This is a genomic window from Ideonella sp. BN130291, from assembly GCF_036231905.1.
Classification (GTDB): Bacteria; Pseudomonadota; Gammaproteobacteria; order Burkholderiales; family Burkholderiaceae_C; genus CAMLIZ01.
The window spans coordinates 137,074-153,339 of the sequence record NZ_JAZARE010000008.1 but is presented as its reverse complement, the minus strand read 5'-3'; the positions used below and the strand labels follow the sequence as shown (position 1 = coordinate 153,339).

The following is a 16,266-nucleotide window of genomic DNA, read 5'->3' as shown; positions in this document are numbered from 1 at the left end:
ACGGATCCCCAGGGTCGATGGAGGTCGGCCCGCCGTCACGCTACCCCAAGACAAACAAAGCCCCGAAGGAAAACCCATGTCGCTGAAGCGTTCCCGCGTGCTGTCCGCACGGCTGCTGCCCCTTGCGCTCGCCCTCACGCTGGGTGGGCTGCAGACCACCGTGCAGGCGGAGGACCTGGTCGAGCTGTACAACGCGGCGCGGGCCTTTGATGCGACGTACCTGTCGGTGCGGGCGCAGGCGGAATCGGCGGAGTTTGCGGCGGAGCGGTCCAAGGCAGCGCTGCGCCCCAACATCAACGGCACCGCCTCGGCCGGCCGCACTGAAAGTTTCGATACCGCCAAGACGGTGGCGCCTGGGGTCACGACTCCGGACCGCTTGAATACCAATTCCACGGCCGTGACCATCAGCGGCAGCCAGGCATTGTTCAATCGCGCAGCCAGCGTGACCATCGAGCAGGCCGACAGGCGCCGCGAGCAGGCGCGGATCGCGCTGGACGCCGCCGAACAGGATCTCATCGTGCGGGTGTCGCAGGCGTACTTCGATGTGCTGGGGGCGCAGGATGCGCTGACCACCGCACGCGCGAACCGCACAGCGATCACCGAGCAGCTGGCGTCCGCAAAGCGCAATTTCGAAGTGGGCACCGCGACCATCACCGACACCCGCGAAGCGCAGGCCCGGTTCGACCTGGCGACGGCGCAGGAGATCGTGGCCGACAACGACCTGCGGACCAAACGCATCGCGCTCGACCAGTTGGTCGGCCGCAGCAACGTCACGCCCAAGCCGCTGGCGGTGCCCGCCGTGCTGCCGGCCGTGGTGCCGAACGATCCGGAGCAGTGGGTCGGCATGGCATCCGCGTCCAATCCTGCAATCCGGCGCTCCACGCTGGATGTGGAAGTGGCGCGTCTGGAGACCGACAAGGCCCGCGCCGGGCACCTGCCCACGGTCGCCCTGGTGGCCAACGCGGGGACGAACCACGCCTGGGGGTCCGCCCCGAACATCCAGAACTCAGCCGGCACGACCAAGAACGCCACCCTGGGACTTCAGCTGAACGTTCCTATCTTCTCCGGCTTCTCCGTGCAGAACCAAGTGAAGGAAAGCCTGAGCCTGGAAGAAAAGGCGCGCCAGGACCTCGAAGCCGCCCGCCGCGACGCCGCTCAGCGCACCCGCACCGTTTACTTCGGCGTGCAGTCCGGCATCGCGCAGGTCAAGGCGCTGGAAGCGGCGGAGTCGTCCAGCAAGCTGGCGCTCGAAGCCACCCAGCTCGGCTACAAGGTCGGCGTGCGCGTGAACCTGGATGTGCTGAACGCGCAGAACCAGCTTTTCGTCACCCAGCGCGACCTCGCGAAGGCCCGCTACGACGTGCTGATGCGCGAGCTGCAGCTGCGCCAGGCGGCCGGCACGCTCACGCCCGGCGACCTGGGCGCGGTGAACCAGCTGCTCGCCAAGTAAGGCGACCCGAGGGCCGCGCGCCGGCTCAGGGCTTCTTCGCGGCGCAGTCGCAGGGCGTGTCGCCGCGGTCGAACACCACACGCCACACGCCGGGCGATTCCTGCCGCCACACGGTGTTGAAGCGGTTGAAGACCTTGCCCTCGGGGTCGCGCACCGGCCCGCTGCTGTGGGCCAGCGTGCCGGAGTCCAGCACTTCCACCTGGTCCGGCTCCCACGAGAACGGCGCCTGCGGCTTTTCGAAGAAGCGCTTCCAGAACGCCACCACCGCGTCCCGGCCATGCAAGGGCGTCGGGCCGGAGAACCACACCGTGTCCTCGGCCACGAAGCTCGCGAAGGCCTTCAGGTCGCGGTCGGCCATGGTCTTGGCAAAGGCGCGCTCGGCGGCAAACACCTGCTGGCGCAAGGCCTGCGTGTCCACGGGTTTGTCCTGCGCGGAGGCCGCCAGCGCCCAGGCCGCGATGGCAGCGCCCAATAGCGAACGACGGATCAGTGTCATGGGAATCTCCGGCCGTTGACGAGGTCGCCGGATGGTAGTGACAAACGGGCGTGTCAGGGCGGCCAGGACAAGGGCTCACGCGACGGCGCGTGAACGGCGGCTGGCACGCAACAGCCGCTCCACCTCCGCCTTCTCCCAGGTGGCTTCGTAACGACGCTGGATCTGCTGGGAGATGAACGTCGTGAGCCCTGTGCCGGCGCGCGCCAGCATCTTCATCTGCTCCACCTCCACACGGCCCGGGCAGGCGTACGAGTACACGTAGCCCACGCCGTTCCTGAACTGGACGCAGATGGCATCGTCCGCGATGGCGCAGGCGATCACGCCAGTGTCGTCGCCGCCGCGCGGGTATGGCACGAAACGGTACTTGCGCGTGTCGGCGTGAGGAGGCTTTTGAGCGGCCATGGAACGTCGACCTCGCGCCGCGGAATCGGTTCACTCTGATGCGCGTGCGGCTTCACCAGCGTGCTTGCGGGCCAGGCATGCCGCCGATAAACTGGATGCAAATACAGTACACGAGGAAACCTCCCAGTGAACAAGGGCCCCGCCCTTCCGCCAGCCCACCAACCCCACGCATTGAGCGTGCAAGACGTGGAGCGCGTGCTGCAGACCCTGGCGCGGCCGGGTGGCGCCAGCTGTCGCGAGAGCGCCGTGCTGGCCCGGCTGCTCTACGCCACCGGCATGCGGCTGGCCGAGGCGGTGCGCCTGCGCATCCAGGACATCGACTTCGACCGTCAGGTGATCACACTGCGCGACAGCACCGGCATGGCCCATCGGGAGCTGCCCCTGCCGCCCGCGTTGCACGGCTTGCTGGGCACCCAGTGTGCCGCGGTCCAGTGGCGCTGGCGTGCCGAGCGGCCGCAGGTGGAGCCGGCTCCGACGCACCTGTGGCAGCCCCAGCCGCATCACCCGGCCGCGCCCTGGGCCACCCAGTGGTTGTTTCCGTCCCCGGTGGTTTCGCGCGACCCGCGCCGCGGCGGGCCACGGCGCCAGCACCTGCATGAAGCGCGGTTTGTGCGCGATCTTGCGTCCGCCATGGCGCGCTGCGGCCTGAGCCAGCGCGCCAGCGCGCACACACTGCGCGAGGCCCACGCCGCCCATGCAGCGCCGCCCGGCATGGGGCAGCCACCAGCGGAGCCCACCACCGCGCCCCCGGATGAGGTCAGCGCACCGGCGCCGCGGCATGTGCGCGCCTATCGGCGGCGCAGTGTGCACGACGCCCTGCCGCCGACGGACGACGACGACGACACGCTGGCGCGCCAGCTGGGATGGACCGGCCTGCCACGGTCCGGCGGTGTGGAGGAGCCGGCCGCGCCCTGGCGCGTGGCGCGCGTCGGCAGTGGCCGCCCGCAGGCACCGCCTGCCCGCGCAGCGCTCAGAATGCGCGCATGAACCCGCCTGCACCCACGTCCGGTACGCGCTGGATCGCGCACCTGGACATGGATGCGTTCTATGCCTCGGTGGAGCTGCTGCGTTATCCCGAGCTGCGGGGCCAGCCGGTGGTCATTGGCGGCGGCCGGCGCCACCAGCCGGAGCTGCAGGCCGACGGCAGCCGGCGCTTCGCCCGCCTGCGCGACTACACCGGCCGCGGCGTGATCACCACCGCCACCTACCCGGCACGCGACCTCGGCGTGCACTCCGGCATGGGGCTGATGAAGGCCGCCGCGCTCGCGCCCGACGCCGTGCTGTTGCCCACCGACTTCGACGAATACCGGCGTTATTCGCGCCTGTTCAAGGCCGCGGTGGCCGAGGTGGCGCCGCTGATCGAGGACCGCGGCATCGACGAGATCTACATCGACCTCACCGACGTGCCCGGGGTGCGTGAGGCAGTGGGCCACGACCGGCTGGGCGGTGTGCGCGCGGTGGCGCAGGAGATCAAGAACAGCGTGCACCGTGCCACGGGCCTGAGCTGCTCCATCGGCGTCACGCCCAACAAGCTGCTGTCCAAGATCGCCTCCGACCTGGACAAGCCCGACGGCCTCACGCTCATCACTGCGGCGGACCTGCAGCGCCACATCTGGCCGCTGCCGGTGCGCCGCATCAACGGCATCGGTCCCAAGGCCGGCAACAAGCTGGCCGCGCTGGGCATCCGGAGCATCGGCGACCTGGCCGCCTGCGAGCGCCACTGGCTGGTGGAGCGCTTTGGCCGCAGCTACGGCGCCTGGCTGTGGGACGCCTCGCATGGCATCGACGACCGCCCGGTGGTCACGCACAGCGAGCCGGTGTCCATGAGCCGGGAAACCACCTTCGAGCGCGACCTGCATGCGGTGCGCGACCGGGCCACGTTGTCGCGCATCTTCACCGAGCTGTGCGAGGAGCTGGCCGGCGACCTGCAGCGCAAGGGCTACATGGGCCGCACCATCGGCATCAAGCTGCGCTTCGACGACTTCAAGACCGTCACGCGCGACCTCACCCTGCCCCAGCCGGTGTGCGACCTGCCCGCCATCCGCCGCGCGGCCGGCCAGTGCCTCAAGCGTGTGGACTTGAGCCGCCGCCTTCGCCTGCTGGGCGTGCGCGCCGGTTCGCTGGCGCGGCGCACCCGCACGCTGGAGGCCTACGCCAGCGCGGACAGCGCGGCCACCGCCCATGCAGTGCGCGAGCCCGACCCGGAGCTGCCCCTGTTCTGAGCCCCACCCGGATACCGCCACGATTTCACACGCCGGCTGGATGCACGGAGTTCCACCCTGCCCGCTGGGCAGGCTGCTCCGTATGATCGCCGCGCATGAACACCCACCAGTACCGCCTTGTCTCCAGCCTGCTCCTGGCCTGTGGCGCCACCGCCGCAATGGCCGGGTCGGTGCAAGTCACCGTCAAGTCCGCCGACGGCAAGCCGGTGGCCGACACGGTTGTGCTGCTGCAGCCCACCGCGTCGTGGACGCCCCAGCCGCTGCCAGCGCCCGCTGTCATCGCGCAGAAGGACATCAAGTTCATGCCCTACGTGTCGGTGGTGCCGGTGGGCGGCACGGTGCGCTTCGTCAACAAGGACGCCTACGACCACCATGTGCGCTCCCTGCCCGGCGGCCCGCTGGGCACGGTGGCGCCGGCCAAGCAGTTCGAGATCCGCATGCCGGCCGCCGCCGGCGGCAAGGAAGCCAGCAACGACCTGAAGATGGACGTGCCGGGTGTCATCGCGCTCGGCTGCCACCTGCACGGTTCGATGCGCGGCCATGTCTTCGTGAGCCTGACACCGTGGTACGCGGTGACCGATGCCAACGGCCGTGCCACCGTGGAGGGTGTGCCCGAAGGCCAGGCCGAGCTGCGGCTGTGGCATCCCGACCAGCTGACCGACCAGGCGCCGGTGCAGGTGCAGGTGGCTGCGGCGCCGCTGAGCGCGGAGGCCAAGCTCAACTTCACCCCCCGCCGCCGCAACAACACCCCCGCGGCGCGCGACAGCAACAACTACTGAAGCCGAGCCGCTGACCAAGGCGTCAGCGTCCGGATCGGTACAACCGCACACCCGCCACCGCCAGCCGCGCCCAAGGTGCATCCAGCGCGGTGCGGCGCACGTACCGCGGTTGAGACCTCCATTCACCCGGGATTGCCCATGACGCCCAGCCCCCTTGCCCTGCGCCGCTGCACGCTGGCGGCCGCAATGTGCCTTGGCCTGGCCGCGCCACCGCAAGCGCTGGCGGGAGGCGACAACAACGCGTCGCCGTTGCGCATCGGTGGCCAGGGCAAGCTGCTGCTGACCGGCGGTGTCAGCAGCATCGACGGGGCCGCTGGCGGCGGCCTCACCCCCTGGGCCACCACCGCCAGCTACGCCACCGAGGGCGAACTGGGCGCCACCGTGCATGGGAGCCGCGCGGTGACGCGCGACTACGCGCTCAACACGGCCGGTGTCGCCGTCGGCTGGAACGACCGGCTCGAGCTGTCGCTGGCCCAGCAGTCCTTTGACGCCGGCGTGGTGGTGCCGGGCAGTACTTTGCGGCAGACCATCGTGGGCGCCAAGTGGCGCGTCGCGGGTGATGCCGTCCTGGACAGCGACCGCTGGATGCCCCAGCTGGCCATCGGTGCGCTCTACAAGCACCTGTCGCCGGGTGCCGCCGTGGGTGGCGTGCTGGACAGCGTGAACGCCCGACGCAGCGGTGCGGAGCTCTACGCCAGCGCCACCAAGCTGCTGCTGGCGCAAGGCCTGCTGCTCAACGGCACCCTGCGCGCCACGCGGGCCAACCAGAACGGGCTGCTGGGCTTCGGCAGTACGCAGCACAGCGGCTACCGGCTGCAGCCGGAGGTGTCCGCCGCCTGGCTGCTGCGACGCGACCTGGCGCTGGGCGCGGAATATCGCTTCAAGCCCGACAACCTGGCGTTCGCCGGCCCGGCCTTCCGGGAGGACGACTGGAAGGATGTGTTCATCGCCTGGGCGCCCAGCAAGCACCTGTCGCTGACGCTCGCATACCTGGATCTCGGGAACATCGTTGGCCACCCGCACCAGCGCGGCGGCTATCTGTCGCTGCAGGTCGCCTTGTGAGGTCCACCCCCATGCGCACCGTCTTGCATCTTCGAGCGCTGCTGTTCGCCCTGGCCCTGGGCCTGGCCGGCCCGCAGGCGTTTGCCCAGGCCACGCCGGCTGACGACACGCTGTACCAGGCACTGGGCGGCCAGCGCGGAGTGGCCCTGCTGATGGACGACTTCATGCTGCGCCTGCTCGCCGACCCACGCACCAGACCCTTCTTCAAGGACGTGAACCAGGCCCATGTGAAGGCTCAGCTGGTGGACCAGGTGTGCCAGCTGGCCGGCGGCCCGTGCGAGCTCAAGGGCCCGCCGATGAAGCAGGTGCACGAGCACCTGGCGATCGACCGCGCGGCCTTCAATGCACTGGTGGAAGTGCTGCAGCGGTCCATGGACGACCAAGGCATCCCGTTCAGCGCGCAGAACCGGCTGCTCGCCAGGCTGGCGCCCATGCACCGCGACATCGTCAACACACCTTGACGCCCGGCGCCCTGGGATAGAGTGCGCGCATGCCGGCCCCTGACGTGCGCTACCCGTCCATCGACGCGCTGCGCGCCTTCGAAGCGGCGGCGCGGCTGGGCAGCTTCGAGCGCGCGGCCGAGGAACTGCACGTCACCGCCAGCGCGGTGAGCAAGCGCATCAGCACGCTGGAAGAGCTGCTGGGCACCGCCTTGCTCAGCCGCAGCGCCAAGGCCCTGGCGCTCACCGCGGCGGGCAAGGAATACCTTCAGCAGGTGGGTGCTGCGCTCGGCCTGCTGGCCGCCGTGCCCCTGCACCGGCGCGACGTGCAGCGCCAGCAGCGCCTGCGCGTTCGCGCCACGCCCACCTTCGCCCGCCAGATCCTGGTGCCGCAGCTCGAATCGTTCACCGCGAACCACGGCCACATCGAGCTGGAGGTGGTGCTCTCCATTCCGTTCCTGGACAGCGCGGGCCCGCAGGCCGATGTGGAGGTGCGCACGGCCGACCTGCGCCAGCTGCCCGAGGGCGCCAGCCCGCTGATGCGTGACGTGGTGGTGCCGGTGGCCGCGCCGGGCCTGCTGGCCCGCCTGCCACCGCTGCGCCGGCCGTCCGACCTGAGCGCGGCGCCGCTGCTGCGCACCCCGCTGGAACCCTGGACACCCTGGTTCCAGGCAGCCGGGCTGGACTGGCCGGAGCCCACGCAAGGGCCGAAGCTGGTGGACCTGGGCCTCACGCTGGAGGCCGCGGTCAGCGGCCAGGGCGTGGCGCTGGCCCGCCCCACGCTGGCTCGCCACTGGCTGGGCAGCGGCACGCTGCGGCCGCTGTTCGACATCACCGCGGTGCCCCGGCAGCAGTACGTGCTGCTCAAGCATGGCGCCTCCGAAGCCGCAGACGCCTTCTGCGAATGGCTCACCGCGCATTGCGAACGCAGCGCCGCCGAGGCGCTCGCGCTGCTGCAGGCGCGGCTTTCCGGCGCGGCCTGAGGATTTTTCCGCCTGCGGGCCGGCCCGCCTCGATAGCATCGCCTTCAAGCGACTGACGAGGAGACAAGCCCCATGCCGGTGATCACCACCATCGAAGACCTGCGCCTGCTGGCCAAGGCCCGCGTGCCGCGCATGTTCTACGACTACGCCGATTCCGGCTCCTGGACCGAGAGCACCTACCGAGCGAACGAGCACGACTTCCGACGCATCCAGCTGCGCCAGCGCGTGGCAGTGAACATGGAAGGCCGCAGCCTGCGCACCCAGATGGTGGGCCAGGACGTCGCCATGCCGGTAGCACTCGCGCCCACCGGGCTCACCGGCATGCAGCACGCCGACGGCGAGATCCTGTCCGCACGCGCGGCCGAATCGCTCGGTGTGCCGTTCACCTTGTCCACCATGAGCATCTGCTCCATCGAGGACATCGCGGCGCACACCAAGGCGCCGTTCTGGTTCCAGCTCTACGTGATGCGCGACCGCGACTTCATCGAGCGCCTGATCGACCGCGCCAAGGCCGCGCAGTGCTCCGCGCTGATGCTCACGCTGGACCTCCAGATCCTCGGCCAGCGCCACAAGGACCTGAAGAACGGCCTGTCGGCGCCGCCCAAGCTCACCGTCGCCAACCTGCTCAACATGGCGACCAAGCCGCGCTGGTGCCTGGGCATGCTGGGCACCAAGCGGCGCCAGTTCGGCAACATCGTGGGCCATGTGAAGGGCGTGACGGAGATGTCGTCGCTGTCCACCTGGACGGCCCAGCAGTTCGACCCGCGCCTGAACTGGGGCGACGTGGAATGGATCAAGAAGCGCTGGGGCGGCAAGCTGGTGCTCAAGGGCATCCTCGACCCGGAGGACGCGCGCCTGGCGGTGGACTCCGGCGCCGATGCGCTGATCGTCAGCAACCACGGCGGGCGCCAGCTCGACGGCGCGCCTTCATCGATCAATGCCTTGCCGGCCATCGTGGACGCAGTGGGCTCGCAGATCGAGGTGTGGATGGACGGTGGCATCCGCTCGGGGCAGGACGTGCTCAAGGCCGTGGCGCTGGGCGCCAAGGGCACCTTGATCGGCCGGCCCTTCCTCTACGGCCTGGGCGCCATGGGTGAACAAGGGGTGCGCACAGCGCTGCAGATCATCCAGAAGGAGCTGGACCTCACCATGGCCTTCTGCGGCCGCACCGACATCCGGCAGGTGGACAAGAGCATCCTGCTGCCCGGCACCTATCCCACGCCGGAGCTGTTCAGCGTGTAGTCACTCGACGCCCGGCTGCGCCAGCAGGTAGTCGTGCAGCGCGGTGACGGCATGCCGCACCTTGGCGGGCTGCGCGTCGCGTTGCGGCGTGACCGCCCACACATCCAGCGGCGGCACCTTCCAGTCGGGCAGCACCCGCACCAGCCGGCCGGCCTGCAGGTCGTCCTGCACGTCAAGGCTGCCCATCACCGCTAGGCCCAGTCCGGCCGCGCACATCTGCTGCAGCGACAGCTGGTTGTTGCTGGTGATGCGCGGCTCCAGGCGCAGCACCTGCGCCGCGGCGTCCGGGCCGCCCAGCTGCAGCAGCATCGGCCCGCGCTCGCGTGCAAAGCCCAGCCAGTGATGGGACAGCAGATCTTGCGGGGTCGTGGGCTCGCCATGCTCGCGCAGGTAGGCGGGCGACGCGCACAGCCACAAGGCGAAGTGGCACAGCCGGCGCGCCACCCAGGTGGAATCAGGCAGCCGGCCGAAGCGCACTGCGAGATCGATGCGCGCCTCGATCAGGTCGATGTGGGCGTCGTCCACCTGCAGCCGCAGCGTGAGCGCCGGGTGCGCCGCCAGCAGCCCGCCGAGGGCCGGCGCCACGTGGCGCGCAAAACCCACCGGGGCTGACAGCCGCAGCTCGCCGCTGGGGGCATCGCGCGAGGCCTGCAGCTGGTGCTGGGCCCGCTCGGCCGCCTCCACCATGGCAGCACATTCGGCGTAGAAGCGCTCCCCGGCGTCGGTGAGGGTGAGCTTGCGGGTGGAGCGGTGCAATAGCGTCACCGCACCCGAACGCTCCAGCCGCCGGATCTGCTGGCTGACGGCCGATGTGCTCAGCCCCAGCTGGCGCGCCGCCGCGCTCATCGAGCGCTGTCGCACCACCGCGGCAAACACCGCCATGCGCTTGAAGTCGTCCATTGTGAAGCTGGAGTTAACGAAGTTGTCTTCAGAGCCCGGCTAGTGGCCGCATTGTGAACCACCTAATGTTGCGACTCCTCTTCCAACAAGGACATCACATGAAGGTCGCACTGATTGGCAGCACCGGGTTCGTCGGTTCGGCGCTGCTGCAAGAACTGCTGCAGCGTGGGCACACCGTCACGGCGCTGGTGCGCCAGCCCGGCAAGCTGGCGGCGCAGGACCGGCTGCATCCGGTGCAGGCCGACGCGCAGGACGCCGCCCAGGTGGCCCAGGCGGTGGAAGGCCATGAGGCGGTGATCAGCGCCTACAACCCGGGCTGGAGCGCACCGGACCTCTACGACAGCTTCTTGCGCGGCAGCGCCGCCATCACCCTGGGTGTCAAGCGCGCCGGCGTGAAGCGCCTGCTGGTCGTGGGCGGTGCCGGCAGCCTTTACGTGGCACCGGGACTGCAACTGGTGGACACGCCCGACTTCCCGAAGCACGTGCCGCCCGAGGTGGTGCCGGGTGCCCGCGCCGCGCGCGACGCCCTGACCGCCATCGCGCAAGAGACCGAACTCGACTGGACCTTCGTCTCGCCACCGGCGCTGCTGCAGCCGGGCCAGCGCACCGGCCAGTACCGCCTGGGCGGTGACCAGCTGCTGATGAATGGCGCGCAGCCGGCCGGCATCTCGGTGCAGGACCTGGCGGTGGCCATCGTCGACGAACTGGAGACACCGCGGCACTCGCGCCGCCGTTTCACTGTGGCGAATTGACAGGGCGGGTCAAGGTGCGAAGTTTGCTGACACCAAGCTGACAGGCGCCTACCATCGATGGCGTCGGCAGCCTCGTGGAGAAGCGCCATGACCCTTCATCAACTGTCCGCCGTGAAGCAATGGCACGTGTCGCACAAGCGCGAGCGGCCGATCGAGTTCCACACCTGGGACGCGGTGCTCACCTTGTGGTTGATGGGCTGGCTGGGCGTGCCGGCGGAGCTGCTGCTGTGGCAGCTCTACGGCCTGGTGGCCTGCACCGGGCTGATGCTGGTGCCGGCCGGCTACGTCAAGCTGCGCCGGCACCTGCATGCGAGCGGGCGTCTGCGCTGCGACTGGTTGGACGCGCTGCCCCGCTGAAGGCCTGTGAGCCCCTAGTGCGGCTCCGGCACGTCGAGCGCGTCGATGGCAGCGGCCGTGAGGCGTGCGATGAAATCGGCGTTCACCGCTTCCGGCGCGCGCAGCTTGAGGTGCCGCACACCCTTGCCGCTGCCTTCGAGCTGCGGGTACATCGGCGCCACCGCGGCCCCGCGGAACAGCTGCAGGTTCACATGGCTCTTGTGCGGCACGATGGCCAGCGCGTTGGTGCCTTCATGCTGGTAGACGATGTTGCCCCAGCGCACGGTGGCATGCAGCGAGGGCGCCGCCGCGGTCACCGCCGCATGCAGCGCGCGCGCGATCGGCCGCTGCTCGTCGGTGAGCATGTCGAACCACGACTCGATCAGGGCACCGGATCTCAACAGGGTTCGCATTCAGGGCTCGCTCGCGGCAAAGGTGTCGCATTGTTGAAGGCTGCCGCTTTGCAGGCCGCGGCGGAACCAGGCCACCCGCTGCGCGCTGGTGCCATGGGTAAAACTTTCGGGCACCACCGTGCCGCGCGACTGCTGCTGCAGCACGTCGTCGCCGATGCGGGAGGCGGCGTTGAGGCCCTCCTCCACGTCGCCGGCTTCGAGCCATTGCTTGGCCTGCTGGGAATGGTGGGCCCAGATACCGGCAAAACAGTCCGCCTGCAGTTCCACTCGCACGGACACGGCGTTGCCCTGCGCCTGGGAGCCGCGGCTGCGCAGCTGGTCGGCGCGCTGGGTGATGCCCAGCAGCGTCTGCACATGGTGGCCCACCTCGTGCGCCACCACGTAAGCCTGGGCAAAGTCGCCCGGCGCACCCAGCTTCTTGCTCAGCACGTCGAAGAAGTCCAGGTCGATGTAGACCTTCTGGTCGCTGGGGCAGTAGAAGGGCCCCATCGCGGCCTGCCCGCGGCCGCAGGCCGTGGGCGTGGTGCCGCGGAACAGCACCAGCTTGGGCGCCTGGTAGCCACCGTTGGCACCCTGCAGCATCTGGCCCCACACATCCTCGGTGCTGGCCAGCACGGTGGACACGAAGCCGGCCGCCTTGTCGCCGGGCGGCGGCGCCTGGGCCGGCGCCTGCACCTCGGTGCCGCCACCGCTGCCGGTGAGCATGCCCAGCATGGTGAGCGGGTTGATGCCGAAGATCCAGCCGCCGATCAAGGCGGCCACCACGGTGCCCACGCCGATGGACCTGCCACCCAGGCCGAAACCGCCCATGCCGCCACCACCGGCGCGCCGGTCCTCGACGTTGCTGCTTTCGCGTTGGCCTTCCCAGCGCATGATGGTCAGTCCGGGATGCGCAGCACCTGGCCCGGATAGATCTTGTCCGGGTGGGTCAGCATCGGCTTGTTGGCTTCGAAGATCTTCGGATACTGCGCGGCGTTGCCATAGGCCTGCTGCGCGATCTTGGACAAGGTGTCGCCCTTTTCAACCGTGTGGAAGCGTGCCGGCTTCTCGGCCGCCTGGGGCACGGTGAGCTGGTCGTTCACCTGGGCCACGCCGTTGACGTTGCCGCAGCAGAGCACGATCTTTTCCTTGGTGGCCTGGTCCGGCGCCACACCGGCCACTGTCACGGTGCCGCTCGCCCCGTCGAAGGTGACGGCCAGGTTGTCGGCTTTCAGGCCCTGCTGCTCGATGTAGCGCTTGATCGCGGCGCCGGCCTCGGCGTTGAGCGAGGCCACCTTGTCCTGCACGCTGCGCTCGTCCTGCGGTGCGGCGGCCGGGGCTGCGGGAGGCGCCTTGGCGGCAGGGGCGTCCTTGTGGCCGAACAGGCGTTCACCGGCATCCTTGAAAAAACTGACCAGGCTCATGCAGCACTCCGAAAGTTGGCAACCTGCCTGAGGTAGGCAAGCGGCGTTCCGAGTGCGGCGGCCTCAGGAGTGCAGCGGCGGGCGGCCTCTGGTGGCTTCGGCCTGGTCCAGCCGGTGGTAGGCATGGAACAGCTGCAGCGCGATGTCGCGCAACGCCGGGCTGGCGCTGGCATGCGCCTGGGCGATGCGCTCATAGGCGTAGAGCCGGTCGTAGCACATGCGGGCCAGCTGCACCGGCCAGTGTTCGAGCCCCATCATCTGCCGGAACTGCAGCAGCACGCCCACGCTCAGGTGCACCCCCGACGGCAGCGATCGGCGGATGCCAATGCCCGGCCACAGCTCGTCGGCCAGGAATTCGGGCGGGAGCTCGTCGAGCTCGGTCACTTGGGGCAGCGGCAGCATGCGGGCCTCCATCCAACACACCGAAGAAACATTCGGTTGCTTCATGGTGCGCGCTCGCGGTGGTGCCGATGGGCCGATCAGCCCAGGAAAGCTGCCCCAGTTTTGAGCAGCAGTGCCGCGCCCGGACGGGACTCAGGTCTTGGGCAGCGTCACGCCGCGCTGGCCCTGGTATTTGCCGCCGCGGTCCTTGTAGCTGGTCTCGCAGACCTCGTCGCTTTCGAAGAACAGCACCTGGGCACAGCCTTCGCCAGCGTAGATCTTGGCGGGCAGCGGCGTGGTGTTGCTGAACTCCAGGGTGACGTAGCCTTCCCATTCGGGCTCGAAGGGCGTCACGTTCACGATGATCCCGCACCGGGCATAGGTGCTCTTGCCCAGGCAGATGGTGAGCACGTTGCGCGGAATGCGGAAGTACTCCACCGTGCGCGCCAGCGCAAAGCTGTTGGGCGGGATGATGCAGACATCGGCCTCGATGTCCACGAAGCTTTTTTCATCGAAGTTCTTCGGGTCCACCACCGTGCTGTGGATGTTGGTGAACACCTTGAACTCCGGCGCGCAGCGGATGTCGTAGCCATAGCTGGAGGTGCCGTAGCTCACGATCTTGTGGCCGTCGGGCGCATGGCGCACCTGGCCGGGCTCGAAGGGCTCGATCATGCCGGTCTGCTCGGCCATGCGGCGGATCCACTTGTCGCTCTTGATGCTCATTGCGCGCTGCCCTCGGGGAATCGCGGGATTGTAGTGAGCGCCCCTCCATGCCCATGGAGCCGCGCCTCCAGACGGCGCAGGGGTTCGCGCACCGCCGCGCCGACGGAGATCTGCGGATTGGAATAACCGTCGGACTTGCCCGCCTCCTTCTCGCGCTGCTCGATCACTGGCCGCACCGCCGCATGCGCCTGCTCGAAGGAGCGGGTCTGGCCGCGCAGCTGTTCGTCGTACATCGCGCGGCCAAAGAAGGTGAGCGGCGAGCGCCGGCCGCAGCCGTAGGAGGTGTGGTCCGCATCCGCGGCCGTCATCACCAGCGTGCCCTCGCCCGCCAGCGGCGCAATCCAGCTGCCCGAAAAGCACGCCGAGATCGAGATGACGCGCCAGCGGATGCCGGCTTCGTCCAGCCAGGCCTTCAGCTGCTGCGGCGTCACCTCGTCCACCGCCATCGGCGGGAAGCTGGCGGCCAGCTGGCCGTTGCGCGCGCCGTGCGAGGTGAGGTGGATGAACAGCACGTCCTCGTCGCGGTTCATGCGCTGCGCGATCCGCCGGATGCTGCGCTGCAGGTTCAGCGGCGTGGCCCAGGGCCATTGCGCCAAGGTGTCCACATGGTTCACCAGCTGCAGGCTGCGCCCGGCGGCATCGAAACGCTGCGCCATCACCGACGCCACCATCTCGCTCTCGCGGCTGAACACGTCCTCCTCCGCATAGGGTGCGAAGGTGATCGCATAGAGATCGACCACGCCGGGGCGCCCCGGTTGCAGGGCCTCCAGGCGCTCGGCCAGCAGGCGCGGCTGGGCTTCCATGGTGGTCTGGTCCAGGCGCAGTTGCGGCTCCGGCGGCAGCTCATCGGCCGGCATGTCGGGGTACCAGAAACGGGCGGGCTGCCACCACTGCACACCCAGCGACGCGGCCAGCAGCACCAAGGCGCCGCCCAGCGCCGCCAGCGGGCGACCCGGCGCGCTGCGGTTGAGCAGCACCAGCTGCACCAGCGCCAGCCAGCCCCAGCAGGCCAGCGTGAGCGCCATCCACCCACCGCCGCCCAGCCAGGCGCCTGCGCCGGCATGCACCAGCGCCACGAACACGCCGCCGCAGGCAGCGCTCACCGCCAGCGCCTGGGCGGCGAGCAGGCAGAACAGGTGCGTTGCGCTTGGCGGACCACCTGGCTGGGCCTGCGAAGGCACTCGCAGGAGCTGGCTCACCCAGGCCATCGCGGCGGTGGCCACCCAGCCGCAGAGCACGGCCGCGCCATAGAAACGCGCCGGCCCTGGGATGTAGAGCCGCTGCAGCAGCACGGCCAGCAGGCACTGAAGCGCCACCAGTGCCAGCACCACCATCGGATGCGCCTGCAGCCCGCTCCAGCGCGGCGGTTGGCCCAGCGCGGCGCGGGCGCCCTCGCGCAGCCACGGGGCGACGGCACCCGGCTGCAACGGTTCATGCCGCGGCACGCTGGCGCTGACGGCGACGGCCTCCTCCATCGGATGCTCCCTGGATCGTTGTTCGCTCACTGTAGCGGCGCGTGCCGCCTTCAGGCCGCGAACAAGCGCTGCAGTGCGGGCAGGTCCAGCAGCTCGATGGACCCATAGCGCAGCCCCAGCAGGCCCTGCACTTCCAGCTGGCGCAGCGCCTTGTTCACACTCTGGCGCGAGACGCCCAGCATCAACGCCAGCTGCTCCTGCGGCACGCGGATCTGGCGCCGTGGCGGCGCCTGGGGCGCGTCGCTGTCATAACCGTGCGCGGTGAGCCACAGGCGCTTGGCCAGGCGCTGCTCCAGCGGCAGGCGCTGGATGTCCTCCAGCACGGTGAACACCAGCCGCAGCTTGGCGCAGGCCAGCCGCGCCAGGTGTTGCCAGTCGGCGGGGTGTTCGGCCAGCCAGTGCATCAGCGAAGCGCGCGGCACCACCAGCACGCTGGCGGCGCTGTCGGCCACCGCATCATGGGTGCGCGGCAGGTCGTCCAGCATGGAGACCTCGCCGAACCATTGGTACGGCTCCAGGTGGGCCAGCAGGGTGCGCGTGCCGTCGGCATGCACTGCGCCGGCATGCAGCGCACCGGAGACCACGCAGCACAGGCCCTCGGCCTCCTCGCCGCGTTCGAACAGCGCCTCGCCCGGCTGCAGCTGCCACAGGCAGGCGCGCTCCAGCAAGGCCTGCTGGAAGGCGGCCGGGCACGCGCCGAACCAGGCGTTGCTGCGCAGGGCGGGCAGCAGGCTGGGGGGCGGGGGTGTCTTCGGCGACATCGAGTGTCGGGATTTTGACAGTCGGCCCGATGGCTTCACACTAGGA

20 protein-coding genes are annotated in these 16,266 nt (G+C 69.8%); 10 read left to right on the top strand and 10 right to left on the bottom strand.

The genetic code is table 11. The features are described 5' to 3' along the window. Positions 1–76: 76 nt before the first annotated feature. Positions 77–1,450, top strand: coding sequence for a TolC family outer membrane protein (locus VPH43_RS18185; RefSeq protein ID WP_328579152.1), 1,374 nt, complete (start codon positions 77–79; stop codon positions 1,448–1,450). 25 nt (positions 1,451–1,475) lie between these two features. Here VPH43_RS18185 and VPH43_RS18180 read toward each other — a convergent pair whose 3' ends face one another. Both VPH43_RS18180 and VPH43_RS18175 read right to left on the bottom strand, forming a co-directional pair. Then, entirely contained in the window at positions 1,476–1,946 is a 471-nt protein-coding gene (locus tag VPH43_RS18180) for a YybH family protein (RefSeq protein ID WP_328579151.1), read from the bottom strand. Between the two features lie 75 nt (positions 1,947–2,021). Continuing rightward, positions 2,022–2,348: a hypothetical protein gene (locus VPH43_RS18175; protein ID WP_328579150.1), complete on the bottom strand. Its 327-nt coding sequence runs from the start codon at positions 2,346–2,348 to the stop codon at positions 2,022–2,024. A gap of 177 nt (positions 2,349–2,525) precedes the next feature. Between VPH43_RS18175 and VPH43_RS18170 the strand changes: the two genes are divergently transcribed. From VPH43_RS18170 to VPH43_RS18140, 7 genes are all read left to right on the top strand, one after another. Further along, complete coding sequence (locus tag VPH43_RS18170) at positions 2,526–3,335, top strand: tyrosine-type recombinase/integrase (protein WP_328579315.1); 810 nt, start codon at positions 2,526–2,528, stop codon at positions 3,333–3,335. Continuing rightward, a complete protein-coding gene (gene dinB, locus VPH43_RS18165; protein WP_328579149.1) occupies positions 3,332–4,570 on the top strand; it encodes a DNA polymerase IV in 1,239 nt (412 codons plus the stop codon). Before VPH43_RS18170 ends, dinB begins: the two co-directional genes overlap by 4 nt. Before the next feature lie 95 nt (positions 4,571–4,665). After that, positions 4,666–5,349: a plastocyanin gene (locus tag VPH43_RS18160; protein WP_328579148.1), complete on the top strand. Its 684-nt coding sequence runs from the start codon at positions 4,666–4,668 to the stop codon at positions 5,347–5,349. A gap of 138 nt (positions 5,350–5,487) precedes the next feature. Continuing rightward, positions 5,488–6,411 carry a DUF3034 family protein gene (locus tag VPH43_RS18155; RefSeq protein WP_328579147.1) on the top strand — a complete coding sequence of 308 codons (924 nt, stop codon included), beginning with the start codon at positions 5,488–5,490 and terminating at the stop codon, positions 6,409–6,411. Between the two features lie 11 nt (positions 6,412–6,422). Next, positions 6,423–6,872 (top strand): group I truncated hemoglobin, encoded by a 450-nt coding sequence (locus VPH43_RS18150; protein WP_328579146.1) that lies wholly within the window; start codon positions 6,423–6,425, stop codon positions 6,870–6,872. A gap of 29 nt (positions 6,873–6,901) precedes the next feature. Then, the gene (locus VPH43_RS18145; protein ID WP_328579145.1) at positions 6,902–7,834 is read left to right on the top strand and encodes a LysR substrate-binding domain-containing protein; all 933 of its coding nucleotides are present in this window, start codon (positions 6,902–6,904) and stop codon (positions 7,832–7,834) included. Between the two features lie 72 nt (positions 7,835–7,906). Beyond that, a complete protein-coding gene (locus tag VPH43_RS18140; protein WP_328579144.1) occupies positions 7,907–9,076 on the top strand; it encodes an alpha-hydroxy acid oxidase in 1,170 nt (389 codons plus the stop codon). On the opposite strand, the gene VPH43_RS18135 is transcribed toward VPH43_RS18140, so the two are convergent. Continuing rightward, positions 9,077–9,976, bottom strand: coding sequence for a LysR family transcriptional regulator (locus VPH43_RS18135; protein ID WP_328579143.1), 900 nt, complete (start codon positions 9,974–9,976; stop codon positions 9,077–9,079). 98 nt (positions 9,977–10,074) lie between these two features. Between VPH43_RS18135 and VPH43_RS18130 the strand changes: the two genes are divergently transcribed. Together VPH43_RS18130 and VPH43_RS18125 are read left to right on the top strand one after the other, a co-directional pair. Beyond that, positions 10,075–10,728 carry an NAD(P)-dependent oxidoreductase gene (locus tag VPH43_RS18130; RefSeq protein WP_328579142.1) on the top strand — a complete coding sequence of 218 codons (654 nt, stop codon included), beginning with the start codon at positions 10,075–10,077 and terminating at the stop codon, positions 10,726–10,728. Between the two features lie 87 nt (positions 10,729–10,815). Beyond that, positions 10,816–11,085 carry a hypothetical protein gene (locus tag VPH43_RS18125; protein ID WP_328579141.1) on the top strand — a complete coding sequence of 90 codons (270 nt, stop codon included), beginning with the start codon at positions 10,816–10,818 and terminating at the stop codon, positions 11,083–11,085. A gap of 14 nt (positions 11,086–11,099) precedes the next feature. Here the strand turns inward: VPH43_RS18125 and VPH43_RS18120 are convergent, their stop codons facing one another. The 7 genes from VPH43_RS18120 to VPH43_RS18090 form a co-directional block, all read right to left on the bottom strand. Beyond that, positions 11,100–11,465 (bottom strand): DUF1801 domain-containing protein, encoded by a 366-nt coding sequence (locus VPH43_RS18120; RefSeq protein ID WP_328579140.1) that lies wholly within the window; start codon positions 11,463–11,465, stop codon positions 11,100–11,102. A 12-nt stretch (positions 11,466–11,477) separates the two neighbouring features. Beyond that, complete coding sequence (gene ypfJ, locus VPH43_RS18115) at positions 11,478–12,350, bottom strand: KPN_02809 family neutral zinc metallopeptidase (RefSeq protein ID WP_328579139.1); 873 nt, start codon at positions 12,348–12,350, stop codon at positions 11,478–11,480. Positions 12,351–12,355: 5 nt separating this feature from the next. Continuing rightward, positions 12,356–12,880: a peptidoglycan-binding protein LysM gene (lysM, locus tag VPH43_RS18110; protein WP_328579138.1), complete on the bottom strand. Its 525-nt coding sequence runs from the start codon at positions 12,878–12,880 to the stop codon at positions 12,356–12,358. Between the two features lie 63 nt (positions 12,881–12,943). After that, on the bottom strand, positions 12,944–13,282 hold the full coding sequence (locus VPH43_RS18105; protein WP_328579137.1) for a hypothetical protein: 339 nt from the start codon (positions 13,280–13,282) through the stop codon (positions 12,944–12,946). A 132-nt stretch (positions 13,283–13,414) separates the two neighbouring features. Beyond that, complete coding sequence (gene dcd / locus VPH43_RS18100) at positions 13,415–13,984, bottom strand: dCTP deaminase (protein ID WP_328579136.1); 570 nt, start codon at positions 13,982–13,984, stop codon at positions 13,415–13,417. Then, positions 13,981–15,459: a C13 family peptidase gene (locus tag VPH43_RS18095; protein ID WP_328579135.1), complete on the bottom strand. Its 1,479-nt coding sequence runs from the start codon at positions 15,457–15,459 to the stop codon at positions 13,981–13,983. Before VPH43_RS18095 ends, dcd begins: the two co-directional genes overlap by 4 nt. Positions 15,460–15,509: 50 nt before the next feature. After that, positions 15,510–16,220: a Crp/Fnr family transcriptional regulator gene (locus VPH43_RS18090; RefSeq protein ID WP_328579134.1), complete on the bottom strand. Its 711-nt coding sequence runs from the start codon at positions 16,218–16,220 to the stop codon at positions 15,510–15,512. Positions 16,221–16,266: the final 46 nt, after the last annotated feature.